A 21,330-nucleotide genomic window follows, 5' to 3' on the forward strand; every position below is an offset into this window, starting at 1 on the left:
ATCCAATTAGCAATTCTACGTAGAAAAGCTTGGCTAGAATTAAAGATAAAATTCAAAGTAAAATTTTAGCCAAGCTTTCTCAGTTTAAAGTCTTTCAACAAACAGTATCCCATTTAAATGGTCGATTTCATGTTGCACAATGCGTGCAGGAAAGCCATGAAATTGCTGAATAATCTTTTCGCCAGTCAGCGTGAAAAATTGTACAGTAACTGCTTCAGCACGAGCCACTTGCCCTCTTTCATTGGGCACACTTAAACATCCTTCCTCACCCAAAATGGTCTGTTCAGACTGCTCTAAGATTTCAGGATTAATCATTGTGATTGCATCCATTTCAGGAGCATCTGGATAGCGAGGGTTCGCTCTTGAAGCAACAATAATCACCCGTTTAGAAACATACACTTGTGGTGCGGCGATCCCAACACCATTACGCTCTAACATGGTGGCCTGTAGGGCCTTGGATAATTCATTTAACCAAGTACTTGAAAACTCAGCTTCAGCCACAGGCGCTGCGATTAATTTTAAAACGTCTTCACCACGTTGGGCGACAGGTAACACGGCACTCATTATCTTGTACCTTGATCAAATGTAAATTAGATAAAGATGAGTGTAGCATTTGAAATGCACTTTCCAATTCAATTATTGTGCAAAAGTATGTAGGTTATGTACAAATGAATTTCTATTTACCTAAGCCAAATGACCGCTTGTCTTTTAAACCATTTTTAATCATGATCGTGTAAATAACTACCGTCTAGTCTATCGTTGAAAATAATGAATACAGCATCCCTATTCTTAGGCTTGATCTTTAGCTCAATTGGCTTAGGCTATTTTATCTATGGAAAAAGACAGCGAATGAACATGCCTTTTATCTGTGGTATCACTTTGATGATTTTTCCTTATTTTATTGAAAATACAATGATTATGTCTGTATGCGGTATTATTCTGAGTGTTATCCCGTGGTTAATTCGCATATAAATGATCAATATTTAAATCTATTAGAATCTAACTTATCGCAATACTTTTAAAGCAGAAATGATTTTTAAATCACTTGATCACCTATAAAAATAAGTATGATGTGTAAAAATAAATATTGATTTTTTAAGTAAAAAATAGTCAATTAAAATGATTACATTCACATTCAATTTCTCTTTTAAGGCATTGCATCATCATGGACGAAAAATTGGGCCTCAATAAGGAAGCAAAAAGAACCCTTGCATTGTCTTCTCTGGGCGGTGCGCTCGAATTTTATGATTTCGTCATTTATGTATTTTACGCAAAAATCATTGCTGAACTATTTTTCCCCAGCTCTTTAAGTCCTTTTTGGGCAATGCTGAATACTTACGGAATTTTTGCCGCAGGATATTTCTTCCGTCCGTTAGGTGGCGTGATCATGGCACATTTTGGTGATCTCGTAGGACGTAAACGCCTGTTTAGTTTATCCATATTACTGATGGCACTCCCTACTTTGTTCATTGGTCTAATGCCAACTTATGCAGACATTGGTTTAGCTGCTCCATTGCTACTGTTATTGATGCGCGTGGTTCAAGGCATTGCGATTGGTGGAGAAATTCCCGCAGCATGGACATTTGTTTCAGAGCATGTACCAACAAAGAAAATTGGTTTTGCCAATGGTTTGCTTACCTCAGGTTTGTCACTGGGGATCTTACTGGGCGCTTTGATGTCGCTGTTTATTTCACTTAAGTTTAGCGAAGCTGAAATCCATGCTTGGGCTTGGCGTCTCCCATTTATAGTCGGTGGAGTTTTTGGATTAATTGCCTTATATCTAAGAAGTTATCTTAAAGAAACCCCAGTATTTAAAGCGATGCAGGCGCGTAAAGAACTCTCAAAAGATCTACCCATCAAGCAAGTTTTGGCATCCCATAAATCTGCCGTTGTCATCGGGATGCTATTTACTTGGTTTTTGACCGGTTGTGTTGTGGTGATTATCCTATCTACCCCCAATTTACTGACCACCACATTTAACTTTCAACGTGCGGATGCATTTCAAATGCAAAGCATGGCAATTCTGATGCAAATGCTGGGTTGTATATTGGCAGGTTTTCTCGCTGATCGTTTTGGTGCTGGGCGCGTAATTTGTTTGGGATCGCTCAGTGTGGCAATCACTGCAGGTCTTTTTTATTACAGTTTAGGTCATGCCGCTCATTCAACGATCTTCGGACTGTACATGTTACTTGGTCTATTTTCTGGCACAGTCGGTGTAGTTTCCTATAGCTTGGTCAAGATGTTTCCTGCCCCAATTCGTTTTTCAGGAATTTCATTCTCATACAATGTTGCATACGCAATTGCAGGTGGCTTAACGCTGCCATTGGTACAATGGTTGAGTTTATATCGCGATATTGGTGCTGTGTACTATATTGTTGTGCTTTGTCTAATTACCCTTATCACAAGTGTAGTTTATCGCAAAAAATTTGAAACGGTTTAACCGCGTTGTTTGTATCCGAATGAATGGGTAAGTTCTACTTCAAAGAAATGACAAACCTGATTACGCCCATTGTTTTTTGCCAGATATAAGGCCTGATCAGCCTGACGAATCAATTCTTCTTTTGTTGATAAAAAAGGATTCGTTGATACTGCGACCCCAAAACTAGCCGTCACTTTGAGCGTCTGTTGATGATCTAATCGTATTTCTTCTTTTTCAATTGCTTGACGGCATCTCTCAGCAAGTCTCAGTGCATTTTCTAATGCACCATTGCTCATGAGAATAATAAATTCTTCCCCCCCAAATCGTCCAACAACATCCTGTTCACGAATATTCTCAGTCAAAATTTTTGCAACCTGTTTTAAAACTGCATCCCCAGTATCATGCCCATACTGGTCATTAACACTCTTAAAATAATCTAAATCTAATAATACAACTGCAAAAGAGCTTTGCTGCTGTTTTAATAAGTCAATATTCTCACCAATCCTACGACGATTATAAATGCCTGTAAGTGGATCAAGTACACTAATTCGCTGAATCATTTGCTCTCTTTTGCGCCATTGAATTAAAAGAACCTCGAATAAAACTAGACTTGCAAGAAAGATCGGAATATAAAAATACAACATGCAAAACACCCAAAATGTATTTTTATATAACGACATGGATTGTAAGTGTTCACTAAAAATTGGCGCATAGGCTATTTTATTCGTCAGGCTTAATCCAAGGCTGATCAACATAAAACAAGTGATTGGAATGACGATTAGATACACCACTTTTCGTTCGAATAATACCAGCGCCACTGTGACTAAGCTGACATAACCTGCACTTGATGCTGGGCTAAAAATCCCAATGCAATGTGCGCCAAAAACAAAGATAAGACCAAAATATGCGATGGTTATATACGGTATTATGATTTCAAAAATAGAAGTTTTACTTAAAGTACGAATAATAAAAATAAGCGCAAAAAAACCCAGTGCAGCAAAAGACAATAATCTCATATAGATTGGATAAAAATCTTGATTAATCCAAGCTTGTAGCTCAATTTGAGCGTTGCTAAAAAACCACCATACAATCCACGATAAAACAGCAACACCCCCTAAGAAGAGCACAAGGCTACACTTCTTAAGATTACTCCAATTCATGATCATGACATCATGCATGAAGTGTTCCGTTGAGGACTGTACTGCCATTCTATTTTTTTGTTCCATATAATAACTAATCCATAAAATTGTAAATTTCTATCCGTTGTTTTATTTATCTGTACTCATCATTTAAATATAACACTCTAGTAATTTTATGTAAGTGTATTTCGAAAATATAGATTTTTATACTAAATAAACCTGAAGCTTAGGATATTAATCCTTTATATTATTTGCAAATATTTTCTGAAGAATAATCGTTTTATCACGCTTATTTTATCAATTTTAACTTTAATTTTTTTCTAATACTTCAACAAACAAAGGGATTTAATTTACATTCTTTGACCGAATTCAATAATTTTTTTACTGGCGATATCCGTCAAGCTTTAGCCTATTTGATGTATACACTGAGCTGGGTACAAAAATTTTTAAAATAAGATTTATCATCTTTATATTTTTTATTGTTAATTTACTCTAATTTATTTTTAATTTATATTTTAACATTCTAAAAGTTAATTTTACTCGAATCAAAACTTGAAATATCCAATCAAACTGCGTTAGCTCCCTGTTTTAATTATGATAGTGTTTTAAACATAAAGCATTAGCATTATTGTCGTTTAAATTCAGTACAAAACAATTTGCAATAATCTCTCCAGAATTATTTAGACTTAGTTAAATCTCAATTTAAGTAAAATTATTATTTTCAAAGACTTAACCAAAAAAACTTGGCTTTATATTTTTTTATAAATGCTGATACTTTTACTGTTAAACTTTAAACGAATAAAAGTTGATTGAATCTCTATATTGAACACCAGCTCTCTATATTTGATCTGAATACAAAATTCTTCTGCACCATCATCCAAACCAGAAGTGCTCCACCTTGTGCCCTGTGGGAAGTGATCTAACCATGGGGCTTTGTAAAAATCAGAGACTGAATCAAAGTCGAGATATTGCTCAGGTTGAGCCATGATTTTTTCAACAAGTTCTTCAAACTTTTGTTTTTGTATTTGAACAAAATCAATAATCATGGCAGCCCCTTAAAGGATGTTAAATTCCTTTATACATGCTCGCCGATTGTTTCTTTTTGACCTGTTCCCATTGCCACCATCCAAATCCAGCCAGTCCAACAAACGCCGCATATAAAGCAGCTGTTAGGAATAATTCTTTATACATAAACATCCAGACATAGACGATATCAACAAAGACCCAAAGCACCCAAGTCGCAATATGTTTACGGCTGGTCCAATAGGTTGCCAATAAACTAAATGCAGCCAGTTGGGAATCTAACATAGGCAAAGCAGCATCAGTAAAATAATGTAGCGATAAACCAAATACTCCCCCTCCAGCAGCTGCGATGATCATCTGAAGAATCACTGTTTGTAAGGCAATTGGCTCTATTCGAATCTCATGATCTTGCTGCTTACCTTTTAGCCAGTGATAAAAGCCATAAAAATTCACCACCATAAAGAACACTTGTAAGATTGTTTCACCATACAATTTGAATTCAAAGAATAAATAGGCATATAAAACAAAGGCAAAGAAGTTAAATACCCAACACCACATATTTCGCTTAATCGTCAATGTGACACCAATAATACTGATAATAACCGCGAATATTTCTAATGGTGACATGGTAAAAAACTAATCAAGACAGGAAAGGCTATTATGAAAAAATACGGCATGATTGCAAGCAAAACCAGAACTAAAATTGAGAACGGAATCTTTAATATAATTTTTTGAATTAAAATTCACAAAAAATACTGTTGTCCTGCTTTTTCGAATAGTAGTTACGATAACAATATAAATTCCTTAAAAAGTGAATAATTAGCTTTAAATCACAGTTTATGACGTATCGATTTTTAAAATCTTAATTCTGCGTCTCAATCAGCATACTCAAACATGATGCAATATAGGAAGTTGAGTTCAATACAATAGACTAATCAGCACTTTTGAAAGCTGCAATTTAAGCTTTGAACTATAGCAAAATTAACTAAAATAGCTGATAAAAACTGTCTGGTTTACATTAAAAAGCAGAGAAAAGATTAATCGAGAAAACGTAGCGCAAAATTTATTTATTTTAAATAATATGTTTAAAAACATTGGTTAACATTTTGTTTTTAGTTGATGTTGTTCACATTTTAATCTTGTTTACGAGATTTAACACTTGTTTACGTGAATACCAATGAATTTACAGAGGGGAACCTCTACTATCAACCTTAAGTTATGAACAATCCCCAAAGTTCATAACATTTCTCCTTAACCGAACTGTGAAAGCAGATTCGTTGTTCTACGCAGTGATCACCCCAATCATTGCGTATTTTTTTGTCTTCAGTTCCCTCTGTAAACTCAATCAGTTATAAGGAATAGTTGGCTAAAATGCAAGCATTACTTTTCAAGCAATTTTCAAAATATAAAAGAATATATTAAATTATAAGATATTGATTTTAATTAATATCATAAAATATTTTGTTGCAATACTACGACAAAACCGATAAACTTAATTTATTAATTGAATTAACTGATGATCATTTAATTATTCAGTTCAAATTAAAAATTTTATTTATAAAAACGCGCAACAATAATTTTGAGTAGAACAATATGTGGGAATTATTTACACACTCATCCAACTTACTGTTTAGTGTCAGTCTGTGCCTGATGTTTTTATTGGGTATTGTGGAGTGTTTACTCCTTATTATTGGTTCAACCTCACAAGGTTTTTTAGACCAATTTATTCCAGATCAACTGTTAGAAACCCATCATGCGGATCTAGACATCCATACAGATCACAACCTTTTAGTGCAACTGTTAGATTGGCTCTATCTTGGTCGTGTCCCCGTCTTGGTTTGGTTGATCATTTTTCTGACTGTTTATGCACTATTTGGTTTTATTGTGCAAAGTATATTTTTCAATTTCACTGGAAATTATTTTTCTATTTGGCTGATTGCACCAGCCAGCCTTTTTTTATCTATGCCAATTGTCCGAGTGTGTGCAGCACTCGTTGCAAAAATTTTACCGAAAGATGAAACCACTGCGATTCACAGTGATGAACTGATTGGGCGTACTGCTCAGATTATTTTAGGTGAAGCAAAACAAAACTACCCTGCACAAGCCAAAGTCATCGATCAATTTGGACAGACACATTATATTTTGGTTGAACCAGAATTAGATGAAATCTTCCAACAAGGTCAAAGTGTGATTTTGACACAAAGAACAAAACTAGGCTTTCAAGCAACGCCACTTTAATTTTTCAATAACAAACCTAGGTATAATAAAATGTTGAATTCAAACTTATATCAAATCCTTGTTTTAGCAGGCATTATATTGGTGGCACTGATTGTCATCGGGGTGATTATCGCCCGCCTGTATAAACGCTCAAGTAAAGAAGTTTCTTTTGTCCGTACTGGTTTTGGCGGTGAAAAAGTCATTTTAAATGGCGGTGCAATTGTATTGCCAGTTTTACATGAAGTGATTCCCGTCAATATGAATACCCTTCGTCTTGAAGTCAAACGTGCCACAGATCAAGCGTTGATTACTCGTGATCGTATGCGTGTGGATGTGATGGCTGAATTTTATGTACGGGTTAAACCAACTGCTGAATCTATTGCAACAGCTGCCCAAACCTTGGGTAAAAAAACCATGTCTCCACAAGAACTCAAAGATTTGGTGGAAGGTAAATTTGTAGACTCACTACGTGCTGTTGCTGCTGAAATGGCAATGGAAGAGTTACATGAAAAACGCGTTGATTTTGTTCAAAAAGTCCAACAAGTGGTTTCTGAAGATCTGTTTAAAAATGGCTTAGAATTAGAAACGGTTTCACTGACAGGTTTAGATCAAACCAGTTTTGAATATTTTAACCCTCAAAATGCTTTCGATGCAGAAGGTTTAACCAAACTGACTGAAACCATTGAAGACCGCCGTAAAAAACGCAATGACATTGAACAGGACAATGACTTAGCCATTAAAGCAAAAAACTTAGAAACAGAACAAGCCCGCTTGCAAATTCTACGTGAAGAAGAATATGCAAAACTTCAACAAGAACGTGAAATCGCCATTCGTAAAGCTGAGCAATCGGCAGAAATTGCAACACAAGAAGCCGCAAAAAAACGCGAAGCAGAAGAAGCTCAAATTGCTGCTGAACGTGAAGTCGAATTAAAACGTATTGCATCTGCACGTGATGTTGAAAATGAAAATATTCAAAAAGCGCAGTTGATCCAAAAAGCCCAAGTCGAACAGAAGAAAACCATTGAATTGGCCGAGCAAGATCGTGCGATTGCAATTGCTGAAAAATCACGTGCTGAATCTGAAGCCAAAGCGTTGGCTGACCAAGCACGTGCACAAGCGGTAAAAGCGGAAGAAGAAGTGACAACTGTTCGTGAAACTCAGCGTGCAGAGCGTTTAAAAGCCGTTGAATTGGTGGCTGCAAAGCAAGTCGCTGAAACAGATGCAATTGCGATTACCGTAGCAGCAGAAGCCGCTAAACAAGCAGCTGCAGATGATGCTGAAGCAGTGCGTATTGCAGCACAAGCGGATGCTGAAAAAATACGTCTAAAAGCCAAAGGTGAAGCAGATGCAAAAATGTTGCTTGCTGCGGCACAAGAAAAGCAATATCAAGTTGATGCTGAAGGTACACGTGCAGTCAATGAAGCCAACAATGTGCTTTCAACAGAACAAGTTGAGATGCAAATCCGTTTAGCTTTATTGAAATACTTACCTGAAATCATTCGTGAAAGTGTTAAACCAATGGAAAATATTGATGATATCAAGATTCTTCAAGTCAATGGTTTAGGCGGTATGGCAGGTTCAAATGCAACAGGTGAATCTGGTGAACAAAATCAAATCGCTTTGTCTGATCAAGTGGTCAATAGTGCACTGCGCTATCGTTCTCAAGCTCCACTGATTGATAGCTTAATGAATGAGTTAGGCATTAAAGGCGGAGATATTAATGGTTTAACGCAATCCTTAAAACCAAGTAATGATTAATACAAATCATCTCCTATTCGCTTAATTACCCCAGCCTCTGCCATCAGGGGCTTTTTATTGGATGGATTTTTATTCATGATCTAATACAGCTGATTGTTTTTAATGGTATAGATGTTAACGATACAGATATGCTTATCTCAATAAGTCATGATGGAAACTCACGATTTCTTTTAAAATCAGCTGATTCAACCAAGATCGACTATCTCAATGCTATGCTCTAACCCTATTCAGTTTTGTTTAATTTAAAAATGACTTGGTTTATTTTTATTCTCGGTGCCATGATTGCAGGCTTTGTCCAAGGTTTAACTGGTTTTGCCTTTGCCTTGATTGCGATGTCTTTTTGGATTTGGGTATTACCGCCACAACTGGCAGCACCATTGGTGGTGTTTGCTTCTCTATGGAGCCATATCATTGCATTGGGAAAAGAACAAAAACATCAACTCCCATTTTCCCTAGTGCTTCCCTATATCATTGCAGGATTGATTGGTGTACCTCTCGGTACCTATCTTTTACACCTCATTGATGGAAATACCTTTAAGACCATCCTTGGATTATTTTTAGTGATTTGGTGTCCGACCATGTTTTTTGCCCCTGTGTTTCCTCGTATTCAAGCATTGGGAAAACTTGCAGATGGAAGCATTGGTTTTATTGGCGGTATTTTAGGTGGTCTTGGTGGTTTTTGTGGCGCAGCACCATCAGCTTGGGTGATGCTTAAAAATCTGCCTAAACAACAACAGCGTTATATTTTAAGACATTTTAATTTTGCGATTCAGTTGTTTACGATTATTATTTATCTCTGCCAAGGAACCATCCACAAGGTCCATCTCCCCTATTTTGCACTGATCATTCTTACAGTGAGTATTCCTGCGCTGATTGGTGCGCAAATGTTTTATAAAATATCAGAAAAACAATTTAAACAATTGGTGCTGAGTTTATTATTTGCCTCAGGTTGTTTCTTATTGCTGACATCGTTGCTTTAGCAAAATAGAGAGAAAATTGAATAAATTTAACTGACTATTTATTCAGCATTTGGTTGCTAAAATGAAAACAATATCCGAGCGGCTCTATTTTTAATACCCGATTCATCCTACAATTCCGCCACTCATTTTTCTTAAATATCTGTGATGAAAAACTCATTTTTGTTAAGTGCCAGTATTCTCTTAACAGGATGTGTACTTGGCACATCTAGTGAAATTAAAACTGCGGAAAAACTGCTCAGCCAATTTCAATGTAATAATATTGAAACAGCAGAATTGGCCCATAGTTCAATTAATACTTATCATGAACGCTCACTTGCAGTGAGTAAAGAAAAAGCCACTGAGTACGTCGATCGCTATAAATCTGGCGATGAATTATTTAAAATTCCTCTCGATGAAGTGGTTCAACAACAATACGATATTTATAAGACAGCCTGTGAATCCCTCGGTGGTGTGCAACGCTAAAAAATAAGCCGATTATTGTTGAATACTGCAAAACGTTTATGATCTTAAAAATATCGTGTTTTAAATGATTGTGTTTTAAAATCATAAACGTAAATTATGATGAGCAGCGTTCATTTTTAAATTACCTAGACCATCCTCTATACTGCTGAATTTTTAAATACAGCCCCTAGTGAAATATAGCGATCCCTTCTACAAAGTCGGTCTCATGATCAAAATAGCCTTAGAAGCAGTAAAAATAGGCTGTAGCAAACCTCATATAGGCAAAGTGATATGATGGCTGCATCATCACAATAGCCGTGCCGTAATTTAGTTTTTAGTCTTGTATGAATGGTCTTTGATACCAAAAATTTTGATCCCCATTAGATAAAAAATAGAGGTTAAAATTAGACCAACAACCCACGAAACATCTGCACCATCAAGCCCCTTGGCAATAGGACCTGTATACAAGTCTGTCGCAATAAAAGGCACTTGAACAATGACACCAAAAATATATGCAGAAACGGCCATGAGGTTAAATTTTCCATAGATTCCTCCATCTTGATGAAAAAACGAATCGACATCATATTCCCCATGACGAACCCAGTAATAATCAACCAAATTCACAGCCGTCCAAGGGATAAGTACGTAGATGAGCAAGAAAATAAAATTAATAAATATGGGCAGAAAATTACTGGATGCTTTGATTCCAATCCACAGCGCAATAGCAATTAACAAAAATGAAATCACAATTCGCCCCTTAGCCAATGGCATAAATGATGGAATAAATGTCTGAATAAAAGAAATTAAAGTCAGTACACCACAATATAAATTCATTGAATTAATAGCAGAGATGGAAATGACCAAAATCAAAATAAACACACTCCCCATCTTAGGTACATAAGCGATCATCCCAGCGATAACATCTCCACTTGGTGTCACCAATCCTATTGTTACCCCCAAACACATCGGAATGATGGTACCCAATCCACATCCCCAATATGTCGCCCAAAACGCTGCCTTAGCTCCTGTTTCTTTTGGTAAATGACGAGTAGCATCAGAGACATAGGGTGCATATGCGATCTGCCACAGTGCAGCAATCGAAAGTGTCGCGAGAAAACCTGTAGCTGAGAAAGAATTACGCGCGAAAAAGTCTGCTGGTAAACCTTGAATAAAAAACACCCACACATATGCTGCCAAAAAAGCCAAACCAGAGATCACAAAGGTTATTTTTGTAAATAGATGAATTAATCGATAGCCAACGATTGTACCGATCACTGCAACGACACAAGTGAATAATATGCCGGATGACTGACTGAATGAGGGAATAAGCAAATTCATGGCTTGTCCAGCCAGCGTCGCATTTGAAGCGAGAAAGCCGACATACATGATGACCACGATTCCAAGGATTGGAAGTGCACCATATGCGCCAAACTGCCCTTTGGTTTGAATCATTTGAGGGACACCGAGATGCGGTCCTTGAGCGGCATGGAGTGCGGCAAAGATGCCACCAATAAGCGTCCCTAGAATAATACTTAAAATAGCAGAGACAAAAGATTGATGAAAAATGGTGACTGAAACTGATCCTGTCACAAACGTCAGTAGCATCAAATTTCCACCAAACCAAAGTGTGAATAGATCCCGAGCCTTACCGTATCGCGCATTTAATGGGATTTGCTGAATGGTATGTTGTTCAATCGAGTGAACATATTTGTCTTCCATGAGTATCTCCTAATAGAGAAATCGTTAAAAAATTACGATCAATCAAATTGTTTTTTTAAGATGCAAAACCCCCTACGCTTAAATTGCGCAATTGAAAATGCTGAGGATTATGGGTGCAGGCGTTCTGCTATGTGGTCATTGGCTCAAGCACAATGGCATCAAACAATGCTTCGATCTGTTGATGAATTTCCCCTTCAAAAATGACCACTATTCTCGATCTGTGGTCATCATCAGGCCACGCATTTAGGTAAGATTCGGGAAATAGATAATGTTGAACACCGTGTAATATCACCGGTCGTAACGACTCCTCCACCTGAATCAATCCTTTGATTCGGAGCAAGTTCACGCCATAAAGTCGTGCCAGCTTCTGAAGAAAATGGGTCACACGCGCCCAAGACAAAGCTTGGTTGGCATATAAACACAGTGTAAAAATATTATGATGCGGTGCGTTATTGAAAGTGTTTTGAGAATTTGTCTGATGTGTAAACCACTGCGTACCAAGTAAATTACGTGTTACTGGATACTTTTCACGATCAAAAATAACCAAAGCAACAGCCGCCACATCCGCACCATCAATAATTTCAGCACTCGCATTCAGAGTGCGGATGCGCTTGGTAAATGTTGTAAAGGCATGCGACAAATCTGTTTTAGTTAAAATGATTTTATCTGCAACAGCAATTTGACGTAGTCTCTCCGTCCGCTGATGCGGGACATTTAAGGACAATAATGTATCAACCGTAGCAATCACAGTTTGCACACTAAATAAAGTCGCGACACTTTCATCTGCCAATAAAAGCTTAAGCAAGGGAATCGGGTCAGCCATACCTGTTGTTTCAACAATAACACGGTCAAAAACAGGAATTTTTCCTGCCTCAGCACGACAATAAAGAAGTTTAAGCGTTTCTGAAAGTTCTGTTTTCATGCTACAACAGACACAACCACTTTTTAGCAAGACAATGTCATCGTCAAGTCGACCTATCAATAAATGATCTAAGCCAACCTCACCTATTTCATTAATAATCACTGCCGTGTGCGCCATGCGATCATCGGCCAACAAACGATGCAGTAATGTTGTTTTACCACTCCCCAGAAAACCTGTCAGTAAGGTCACAGGAATACGTTTTATTCCGCTCATATATGTCTTCCCTTACGCACATAAACGATAATTTAACCCAGTAGATTAGTTAGCACGCTGAAACACATGCTGACCTTGTAATACTGTGGTGATGACTTGAGTCACAGCAATTTCTTCAGGGCTTGATTCAAAAATATTGCGATCCAAAACAATAAAGGTTGCTTCCTTACCCACTTCTAAACTCCCAGTACGATGACTATGCCCAACAGCAATTGCGCCGTTCAACGTCATGATCCTGACTGCCACGTCCAAAGGCACACTTTCATCTCCGTGCTGTAAAATACCTGCCAGTGCGGGAAAAAGATTTGGCGTAGGTGGCAAAAGCCAATCTGTACCAATCGTCATGGTTGCACCAGCATCATACAAAGTTCGGAAATCATAGGCTTTGCCAAGCGCTTGTTGATATTCTGGGATATGCCAAATCGCGGGGGACATTTCAGCAATAATGTCTAATTCTGCAAAACGGCTCCGATCTTTTGCAGAAACATAATGGGCATGTGCAATATCATGAAATTGCCCTGTTTGACGTTCAACATTGCTGGCATTTTCATAATTGTCTAAACCAATACGCACAGAACCATAACCCGTACAATGTGATTTAACGATCAAACCTTCTTCTGTCCATTCACGAATTTTTTCAGTGAGTTCATTGGAATCGAGAAGTAAATTGTAAGTAATAGGTTCATCTGAAATCGGATCTAAGGGCACATGGCTAAAGGTGGGTGCCATAGATGTACCATCTAGCATCACTTTGATTCCATTCACCATGACACGTTTGGACGCATATTGCGCTCGTTCTGCAATTACCCTTTCATCTTCTTCACGATCACTCAAGGACATAATTTCTGCTTTCCAAGGAATATGACAAATCAAATCCAGTGTAAGCTCATCGTTATCATCCAAAGATTTAGCTGCTGTCAGGAATGATCTTGTTGCTGAAGCTTCCTGTGCCGAAGTAATACCATATTGATTACATATACTTGCCGCCATTTTAAGTGCGAACTTATTTTCCTCATCAGTCTCTGTGGGTGCGACCATATATAATTTCACCCATCCACCTTCACGCAAAATTCCAGTAGGTTCACCTGTTATAGGATCTTTTTCAATTTTTGCGCGGGTCGTACTCGGTGTATCACGCGTGATACCTGCAAGATCTAGTGCTTGGCTGTTCGCCATGACGTTATGAAATGAAAAATCATGAATCACAATCGGCACGTTTGGAATGACTTGATCTAACCATTCTCGTGTCAGTAGCTCAGCAGTAAAAATCAATGGGTTATAGAGCCCGGCAAAAATCCATGTTCGTTTGGAGGCATATTTTTCCCAATACGCTTTGAGTTGCTGTGCCAATTCTTGCAAGGTTTGCGGATCATTTAATTGGCAAGAATATTCCAATCGAAGAAGTGCCGCTTTTAAAAGATGCGTGTGTGCATCATGGATGCCAGGCATCACCAATTTCCCTTTTAAATCATATTTTTCAGCATCCGCTGCCAAACTCAGAATTTCATTCTGATCGCCAATCGCTAAAATTTTACCGTCTTTTACCCACATGGCTTCGGCCCAAGGTTGCAGTTGATTCACGGTATGAAATTTTGCATTGTAATAGACGCTATTATTCATCTTGTTATCCCTGTCTATGCCCAATAAATGTTGAATTTAACTTTTAGAATTATTTACACCATGGTTTTAAGTTGTTTTCAACTTAAAACCAATTTCAACAATTTATTTATATACGACATTTTAAAAAATTAAGTAATTCTTAAATAACGATGTAGATCTTTTGAATTATTAAAGTAGTATTTTAATTGAGCTAAAAAAATAGGTTATTTATAAAATAATATGTCAATGTGCAGATGCTGTATCAACTGAATAACAGCAAATATTTAACCCTAATAAAATATGGGAATGTGCCAAATCACCCTTCCCATATCAAAATTAAATTCATTGTATTTGAGTTTTCAAAGATGCTATCGAATCAAAACTCAGCTTCTGGAATAAATCGGGTATCTATACTAAATAAATCTGGATGCTTCGGATTGATCTGAGCATAAAACTCCATGATTTCAGCCATGTCCTGTTCATAATTTCCAGTTGGATAAACAATTTTACCAATCCCAGTTTTCTTGTTTTTATAATCCATATACGCCAGTGCAATAGGTACACCAGCACTGGTGGCAACATGATAAAAGCCTGTTTTCCACTGTTCTTGCTTTGCACGCGTTCCCTCTGGCGTCACCAGCATGACCAATTTAGGATGGGTCTTAAACAGCTCACTCATCAGTTGAACCATACTTGGACGTTCCTCTCCATCCTGCTTGGGACGGCGATCAATCCCGATTCCACCCATAGCACGCACAAAAGGTCCAAAAGGCAATTTCATATAGCTGTCTTTAATGGTAATACGCACATGAACGCCCAAAGCTTTCAGCGCTAAACGTGCATAGAGTGCATCCCAATTACTGGTATGCGGCGCAGCAATCATGACACATTGGTCGATGTTTAAATCCCAATGGTTATCAATTTGCCATCCCATCCAGCCCAAACTTTGTTCAGCTAATTTTTCAAACACCCAGCACACCAAAATATAAAGAATTCGCGCTGGATTGTAACAACCAATAGATCAGATAAAAATCTACTTTGTATAGAAAATCAGCAATTAATATATAAATGTATAAAATTAATTCATTGTAAAACTTGTCAGTAAATATTCAGTTTTGATTAAATTCTGCAATGAATTTGCATATATTAATTTTTCGTTTGGTTAAAATAGTTAATCCAATGTAATTCACGACAATGATTATCAAAATGAATTTTTTGTGGCTGAATATTCGTATTTGACTGCTGGATGACCTGATATTCAATCCAGCTTTCTAGACAAGACTCCACTTCAAACAACTGATTGTCTTGTTCTATGGTTTGTTTCAATTGTGTGCCATCTGAAAATGTATAAATTTTGGTGGTCTGAGTGATCTCTATATCTTGCTCATAATTTTTTTCGCATTGCAAAGTGACATTTTCAATTTTGATTTGATCATTGCTTTTTTGATTGTCGTTTTTTTCATTGTAAATACGAGCAACATATTCAGCCAAATGAGACATAGATTCGAATACTTAAAATAGCACACTAAGAGAACACCTATAATAGCCTAACTTTTTAACATCGAACTACATTACTCAGCAATTTCTTACATAATTCACATTTCATATCAGGGAGATAATTTATATTCTGGATAAAATCATTCACATATAATTATTTATTCATTTGGGTTATGTTATGAAAAAAACACTCTTCGTCATGTCTATTTTAGCGCTGTCATTAAGCGCTTGTTCTAAACCGACTCATAATGCGTCAGAGGATATCAAAGCGACAGCACAAACACAGGCTGCTGCATCGCATGAAGCAGCAAGCCCAACGATTGATTCAGAACATAATGCTCAAAATAGCTTGGATTGGGCTGGTGAATACAAAGGTTTACTTCCGTGTGCTGATTGCTCAGGAATCAAAACCAAACTCATCCTAAAATCAGATCACACTTATGAACTGACTGAAGAATATGAAGGGGTTAAAGGTGAAGGCAAAGAATTTAAAACTCAAGGTCATTTTAGTTTTGATGAATCTGGATCGATTATCGGTCTAGATAAAAATGCAGATAACCGCAAATACTTTGTTGGCGAAAATATCTTAGAAGCACGGAGTTTTGCAACGGGTGAAAAGATTGAGGGTCCAAATGCTGAACTTTATCAATTAACCAAAGACGTGGAATAATTTAAAAATTATTTCCGAATAAGAGCATAAAAACCTGCTTGAAGCAGGTTTTTTAAATTTGGGAGCATGCTTTTAGCGATGACCAATCAAATATGCACCAAAGAGCGTGAAGATTCCACCTGAGATACCATCAATCCATCTTGAGGCATTTTGGTAAGCGGCTTTAAAGCTAGGTAATGAAAATACAAAGGCAACAAAGCTAAACCAGATCAGCGTTTCCACGGAAACAATTATAAATAATAATGAATGCACACCATCTAAATGTGGATTGGCTAAAAACACTGAAAATACACTACCGAAATAAATCACCGCTTTAGGATTTGATAAATTGGTTAAGAAACCTTTGAGAAAAAAACGTAGATTGTTTTGTGGTAACTCAAAATGATGCTGTGATAGATTCTCTTTCTTACTCAAAGCTGATCTAAGCATTTGGTAGCCTAACCAGCACAGATAAATCCCACCAACAACCAACATCACTTGCTTTAACCATGCCATTTTTTCAAAAATGATATTCAAACCCGCCAAAGCTAAAAAAGCCCAAAACATCACCCCTGCGGTAATCCCCAAAACCACAAAAATAGATTGCTTTCTTGAACGGCTAATTGCGGTTTGCGAGACCAGAAAGAAATCAGGGCCTGGCGTAATCAGGGCGCAAAAATGAATAAAGATTAACGTACATAATGCGATCAACATGGACTAGATTCCGTTCAGCGAGACAAATTTATATTAGTGTGAAAATTCATGTTTTTCCATCGATATCTGTACTTCAATAAAATCCTTTAGGCTGAACGTCAATGAATCTACATCACAAATAAAAATTAACGATCTTTTAAAAAGACGGATTTTAATTATTGGAGAAAATATTATTTTATCTTTATAATCAAAAACTAAAACCTAACTAAAAAATAAATCATGCTTAATTTAGAAAAAGATTCAACCACGCTCATTGAGCAAGCACCACATCATTCCGTGGAAGTGCAAAAAATCATCAGCATCAATAAATTTATGCTCTTGTGCTTTTTGACAATGGGTTTATATCAGATTTGGTGGATGTTTAAAGCGTGGCGCTTCTTTATGCAAAAAGACAAATTAGACATCATGCCGGCTTTTCGGGCAGTATTTTATATTTTTTTCCTATACTCCTTGTTTAAAAAAATAAATAACTATGCCAAGCAACAAGGATATACAGAGAATTTTTCATCAGGCTGGATGTTTATAGGATTTATGGTTTTTTCAGTACTGATTAAACTGCCTGAACCTTATGATCTGATAACTGTATTGAATTTCATTTTTCTAATACCTGCATTTAAGGCTCTCAATTTTGCCAAACAACAATCCAATCAATTTGTGGTCATTGAACAAAAGAAATTTAGTAAAGCTCAAATGGTACTTATCGTGTTTTTTTCTATTTTTTGGTGCTTGTATTTACTCACTCTGTTTCTCAATCCTACATGATTACCATGAGCCTAAGCTCATGGTAATCTGTTTAAATTAGACCAAAATATCTCGCTTACCATTCGGTCCTTGTTCACTAACAATACCCTGCTCCTGCATTTGATCAACAATACGGGCAGCACGGTTATAACCTAAACTAAACTTACGTTGCAGTGAAGATACAGATACTTTACGTGTTTCTAAGACAAATGAAACACATTGGTCATAGAGTGCATCGCGGTTCGGATCGCCATCGCCATCTTCAAAACCACGTGTGGTCGGTTCTTCATCAAATGGCGTGAGAATTTCATCAACATAGTTCGGTTCACCGCGTTCACGCCATGCGTCACAAATACGGTTGACTTCATCATCGGAAATAAATGCACCATGTACACGCTCAGGATCAATTTTACCTGGACCGAGGAATAACATATCACCATGGCCCAAGAGATCTTCTGCACCACCACCATCCAGAATAGTACGGGAGTCAATTTTACTGTTTACACGTAATGCCACACGGGTTGGAATATTGGCTTTAATCAAACCAGTAATAACATCTACCGATGGACGTTGTGTTGCTAACAGTAAATGAATTCCTGCTGCACGAGATTTTTGTGCCAGACGGGTAATCATTTCTTCCGCTTTTTTACCCACTTGCATGATCATATCGGCAAATTCATCGGCAACAATTACAATCGAAGGCAATGGTTGCAAACGTGGCGCTCTGTCTTGTGTCGCAGAATCACTTGGTTTCCACGTTGGATCAATAAGATCCTCACCATTTGCAATGGCTTCTTCCACTTTACGGTTATAGTCGGCTAATTTACGGATCTTTAAAAAAGACATCAGCTTATAACGACGTTCCATTTCATTGACACACCAATTCAATGCACTAACAGCATCTTTCATGTCAGTCACAACAGGTGTTAATAAATGAGGAATATCATTGTAGTTCGCTAATTCCAATTGTTTTGGATCGATCAGAATCAAACGCAATTGATCAGGTGTATATTTCAATAACATCGACAGGATCATTGAGTTTACAGCAACTGATTTACCTGAACCTGTTGTCCCCGCAACCAACATATGCGGCGCTTTACCTAAATCAGTGATCACAGGATTACCCGAAATATCCTTACCCATTGCCATTGAAAGCAAACCATTTGGATCTTTAAAAACAGGGGTTTCCAGTAATTCTATCAGACGTACCATTTCACGACTGCTATTCGGTACTTCAATCCCGATATAAGGCTTTCCGGGAATCACTTCAACCACACGTACAGATGCCATTGACATAGAACGTGCCAAATCTCGGGAAATATTGGTCACTTTCGAGGCTTTTACACCGGGTGCCAAATCTAACTCAAAACGTGTAACCACTGGCCCAGGTTGGGCTTCTATGACTTTGGCTTTGACGTTAAACTCTTGAAGTTTAATTTCTAACAGTTCAGATAAACGTGACAATTGTTCTGCGGTAAAGTTGACTTTTTTATTTGGATCGACTTTATCTAACAGTTCATAGCCTGGCAATGTTGGTAAGTCTCGACGCTTATTTGCAACTTGCATTGCACGTGACATCGGACGACCAAATGCATCTGTTAATGGTGCATCTAAGTCGAAATCATCTTCAAGTTCTGCAAACTCACTCTGCAATTCGTCTTGAGGTTTACCCGCAGTTTCTTGCCAAGCATCTCTAAATGCATCTTTATCTGCAGCAATTAAAGACTTTTCTTCTTCACTGACCAAGGTTGAAGCATTTAAATTGGTTTGAATATTGGCACGGGTAAATGGCGTAGATTGAGCATAATTACTGGTTGTACGAACATCTACAGATTGTTGATTTTGTTGGTACGCAATTGGGCTTTCAGTAAGCTCTTCATCTGCAAGCGATGCCAGCTCATCTAATTCATTGGCTAAATTTTGTATTGCCACGCCTGAAGTTGCCGCTACTGCGACACCACTCGCAACGCTTTGCCCACCCTGAACAGCAGTATTTACATAACCAGCTTCAATATGAGTCTGCGCCGTAGCGGTATTAAATGGGCTATGAATATCTGTGGCAGTTTGTCCATTTGGTACAACTGACAACAATTCATCAAACACTTGGTCATCATCCCAATCAAGTGAAGATTTTTTATTGATCTGCACATGATCAACATCATGTTGATGCACACGTGGCAAATGATCTGCATATTTATCTTCAGTTTGATCTTCTGACGCTTTGATCAAGGCATCAATATCACGATTATGGTCTTGATCTTGATGTAAGGCTTTCCATACTTCACCAGATGAAACAGTACGTTGACTGTCTTGTTCTAGACGATGTGCTTTTTCTAAAGTCCGCTCTAATTCCAAATCATCAATATCGTCTTGATCAAATTGAACATGATGTTGAGTTTTATTTTCTTGCTCAATCATGTCATCAAATAAGCGTTCAGCTGTTTGATTGTGTTTCGTATTTTTAACAACCAAATGCTCTTTTACTGGTGCCAGATCATCAGCTTCGACGAATTCAGCTTGAGCTGTTATTGGTTCAGCCTTATGCATATGATTTTTATTTTTCTGCGGAGATGTCAAATCAAAAGCAGATTCACTTTCAGGAACATTTTTATAAAACAAATCTTGTAAATAAGCAGGCGTGGCTTTCAGTGTTGCCCACGTTCTATTCCATTGAATACCAAATGCTAAGGTAAATAGAACAACAAGCAAGAGCAAAATAAATACAACTGCGCCATAAATACTCATCAGTTGAGATAGGCTTTCACCGAGCTCATAACCAATGATTCCGCCAGAAGCATTGGCTAATGTGTCTGCTGGTACATTCCAAAGCAAGTACAATAGGCTTGAGGTCGCAAGCAAAATAAAAAATTGAGCAGCATAACGAAACGGGCGACTCACAAAACTTCGTGGCCACCACACTTGCACTGCTTCTATAAAAATAAATACAGGAATGAGTAAACTTGCCCAACCTAAAAAACCAAACAACAAATCAGCAATCCAAGCACCCGCTACACCACTGGCATTTGAAACCTGTTGTGTATCACTCGAAATATGCATCCAGCCTGGATCAAATGGAGTATATGTGACTGTTGCAAGGAACAGATATATCCCAAATGAAATCAAGAATATTGTTGTTAAAAAGCGCTGTGCATAAACATTTGACACCGCAGTCATATACTATCCTGTAACCAATTGTTCAAATTACTCTTTTCTGAAGCTTGATCAGCTTTCTTGAGAGAAGAAATTTTTATATTATGCACCTGTTCTTAAAAAAAAGATGCACTATTATTTACTTGTGT

19 protein-coding genes are annotated in these 21,330 nt (G+C 37.4%); 8 read left to right on the top strand and 11 right to left on the bottom strand.

The features are described from left to right. Positions 1 to 84 precede the first annotated feature (84 nt). Complete coding sequence (gene def, locus M2R48_RS16480) at positions 85 to 564, bottom strand: peptide deformylase (RefSeq protein ID WP_004817516.1); 480 nt, start codon at positions 562 to 564, stop codon at positions 85 to 87. Positions 565 to 768: 204 nt separating this feature from the next. On the opposite strand from def, the gene M2R48_RS16485 reads away from it, so the two are divergent. Together M2R48_RS16485 and M2R48_RS16490 are read left to right on the top strand one after the other, a co-directional pair. Continuing rightward, entirely contained in the window at positions 769 to 972 is a 204-nt protein-coding gene (locus M2R48_RS16485) for an amino acid transport protein (protein ID WP_262086792.1), read from the top strand. A 193-nt stretch (positions 973 to 1,165) separates the two neighbouring features. Then, a complete protein-coding gene (locus M2R48_RS16490; RefSeq protein ID WP_262086793.1) occupies positions 1,166 to 2,440 on the top strand; it encodes an MFS transporter in 1,275 nt (424 codons plus the stop codon). Here M2R48_RS16490 and M2R48_RS16495 read toward each other — a convergent pair. The 3 genes from M2R48_RS16495 to pnuC all read right to left on the bottom strand — a co-directional run bounded on the left by M2R48_RS16495 (position 2,437) and on the right by pnuC (position 5,208). After that, complete coding sequence (locus tag M2R48_RS16495; RefSeq protein WP_262087523.1) at positions 2,437 to 3,597, bottom strand: GGDEF domain-containing protein; 1,161 nt, start codon at positions 3,595 to 3,597, stop codon at positions 2,437 to 2,439. The two genes, M2R48_RS16490 and M2R48_RS16495, sit on opposite strands and share 4 nt — an antisense overlap. Before the next feature lie 710 nt (positions 3,598 to 4,307). Then, entirely contained in the window at positions 4,308 to 4,604 is a 297-nt protein-coding gene (locus M2R48_RS16500; protein ID WP_262086794.1) for a hypothetical protein, read from the bottom strand. A 19-nt stretch (positions 4,605 to 4,623) separates the two neighbouring features. Beyond that, on the bottom strand, positions 4,624 to 5,208 hold the full coding sequence (gene pnuC / locus M2R48_RS16505) for a nicotinamide riboside transporter PnuC (protein WP_262086795.1): 585 nt from the start codon (positions 5,206 to 5,208) through the stop codon (positions 4,624 to 4,626). A gap of 966 nt (positions 5,209 to 6,174) precedes the next feature. On the opposite strand from pnuC, the gene M2R48_RS16510 reads away from it, so the two are divergent. The 4 genes from M2R48_RS16510 (at position 6,175) to M2R48_RS16525 (ending at position 9,998) form a co-directional block, all read left to right on the top strand. Next, positions 6,175 to 6,819, top strand: coding sequence for a YqiJ family protein (locus M2R48_RS16510; protein WP_004817527.1), 645 nt, complete (start codon positions 6,175 to 6,177; stop codon positions 6,817 to 6,819). 30 nt (positions 6,820 to 6,849) lie between these two features. Next, on the top strand, positions 6,850 to 8,556 hold the full coding sequence (locus M2R48_RS16515) for a flotillin family protein (RefSeq protein ID WP_262086796.1): 1,707 nt from the start codon (positions 6,850 to 6,852) through the stop codon (positions 8,554 to 8,556). Between the two features lie 248 nt (positions 8,557 to 8,804). Continuing rightward, positions 8,805 to 9,536: a sulfite exporter TauE/SafE family protein gene (locus M2R48_RS16520; protein WP_004817531.1), complete on the top strand. Its 732-nt coding sequence runs from the start codon at positions 8,805 to 8,807 to the stop codon at positions 9,534 to 9,536. A 144-nt stretch (positions 9,537 to 9,680) separates the two neighbouring features. Further along, entirely contained in the window at positions 9,681 to 9,998 is a 318-nt protein-coding gene (locus M2R48_RS16525; RefSeq protein WP_262086797.1) for a hypothetical protein, read from the top strand. 306 nt (positions 9,999 to 10,304) lie between these two features. On the opposite strand, the gene M2R48_RS16530 is transcribed toward M2R48_RS16525, so the two are convergent. From M2R48_RS16530 to M2R48_RS16550, 5 genes are all read right to left on the bottom strand, one after another. Then, complete coding sequence (locus tag M2R48_RS16530; protein WP_262086798.1) at positions 10,305 to 11,696, bottom strand: purine-cytosine permease family protein; 1,392 nt, start codon at positions 11,694 to 11,696, stop codon at positions 10,305 to 10,307. Between the two features lie 127 nt (positions 11,697 to 11,823). Continuing rightward, a complete protein-coding gene (locus tag M2R48_RS16535; protein WP_262086799.1) occupies positions 11,824 to 12,831 on the bottom strand; it encodes a CobW family GTP-binding protein in 1,008 nt (335 codons plus the stop codon). A 45-nt stretch (positions 12,832 to 12,876) separates the two neighbouring features. Then, the gene (locus M2R48_RS16540) at positions 12,877 to 14,451 is read right to left on the bottom strand and encodes an amidohydrolase (RefSeq protein ID WP_262086800.1); all 1,575 of its coding nucleotides are present in this window, start codon (positions 14,449 to 14,451) and stop codon (positions 12,877 to 12,879) included. 355 nt (positions 14,452 to 14,806) lie between these two features. Beyond that, a complete protein-coding gene (locus M2R48_RS16545) occupies positions 14,807 to 15,400 on the bottom strand; it encodes a 1-acyl-sn-glycerol-3-phosphate acyltransferase (RefSeq protein ID WP_004817539.1) in 594 nt (197 codons plus the stop codon). A gap of 176 nt (positions 15,401 to 15,576) precedes the next feature. After that, on the bottom strand, positions 15,577 to 15,930 hold the full coding sequence (locus M2R48_RS16550) for a hypothetical protein (RefSeq protein ID WP_262086801.1): 354 nt from the start codon (positions 15,928 to 15,930) through the stop codon (positions 15,577 to 15,579). A 175-nt stretch (positions 15,931 to 16,105) separates the two neighbouring features. Here M2R48_RS16550 and M2R48_RS16555 point away from each other — a divergent pair, with 175 nt between their 5' ends. Continuing rightward, positions 16,106 to 16,597: a copper resistance protein NlpE gene (locus M2R48_RS16555; protein ID WP_004817543.1), complete on the top strand. Its 492-nt coding sequence runs from the start codon at positions 16,106 to 16,108 to the stop codon at positions 16,595 to 16,597. Between the two features lie 72 nt (positions 16,598 to 16,669). Here the strand turns inward: M2R48_RS16555 and rhtC are convergent, their stop codons facing one another. Beyond that, positions 16,670 to 17,290 carry a threonine export protein RhtC gene (rhtC, locus tag M2R48_RS16560; RefSeq protein ID WP_056513494.1) on the bottom strand — a complete coding sequence of 207 codons (621 nt, stop codon included), beginning with the start codon at positions 17,288 to 17,290 and terminating at the stop codon, positions 16,670 to 16,672. 219 nt (positions 17,291 to 17,509) lie between these two features. On the opposite strand from rhtC, the gene M2R48_RS16565 reads away from it, so the two are divergent. Continuing rightward, a complete protein-coding gene (locus M2R48_RS16565) occupies positions 17,510 to 18,052 on the top strand; it encodes a hypothetical protein (protein WP_262086802.1) in 543 nt (180 codons plus the stop codon). A gap of 36 nt (positions 18,053 to 18,088) precedes the next feature. Here the strand turns inward: M2R48_RS16565 and M2R48_RS16570 are convergent, their stop codons facing one another. After that, positions 18,089 to 21,205 carry a DNA translocase FtsK gene (locus M2R48_RS16570; protein ID WP_262086803.1) on the bottom strand — a complete coding sequence of 1,039 codons (3,117 nt, stop codon included), beginning with the start codon at positions 21,203 to 21,205 and terminating at the stop codon, positions 18,089 to 18,091. Positions 21,206 to 21,330 lie beyond the last annotated feature (125 nt).

It is taken from the genome of Acinetobacter sp. I-MWF, assembly GCF_025433935.1.
Lineage (GTDB): Bacteria > Pseudomonadota > Gammaproteobacteria > Pseudomonadales > Moraxellaceae > Acinetobacter > Acinetobacter guillouiae.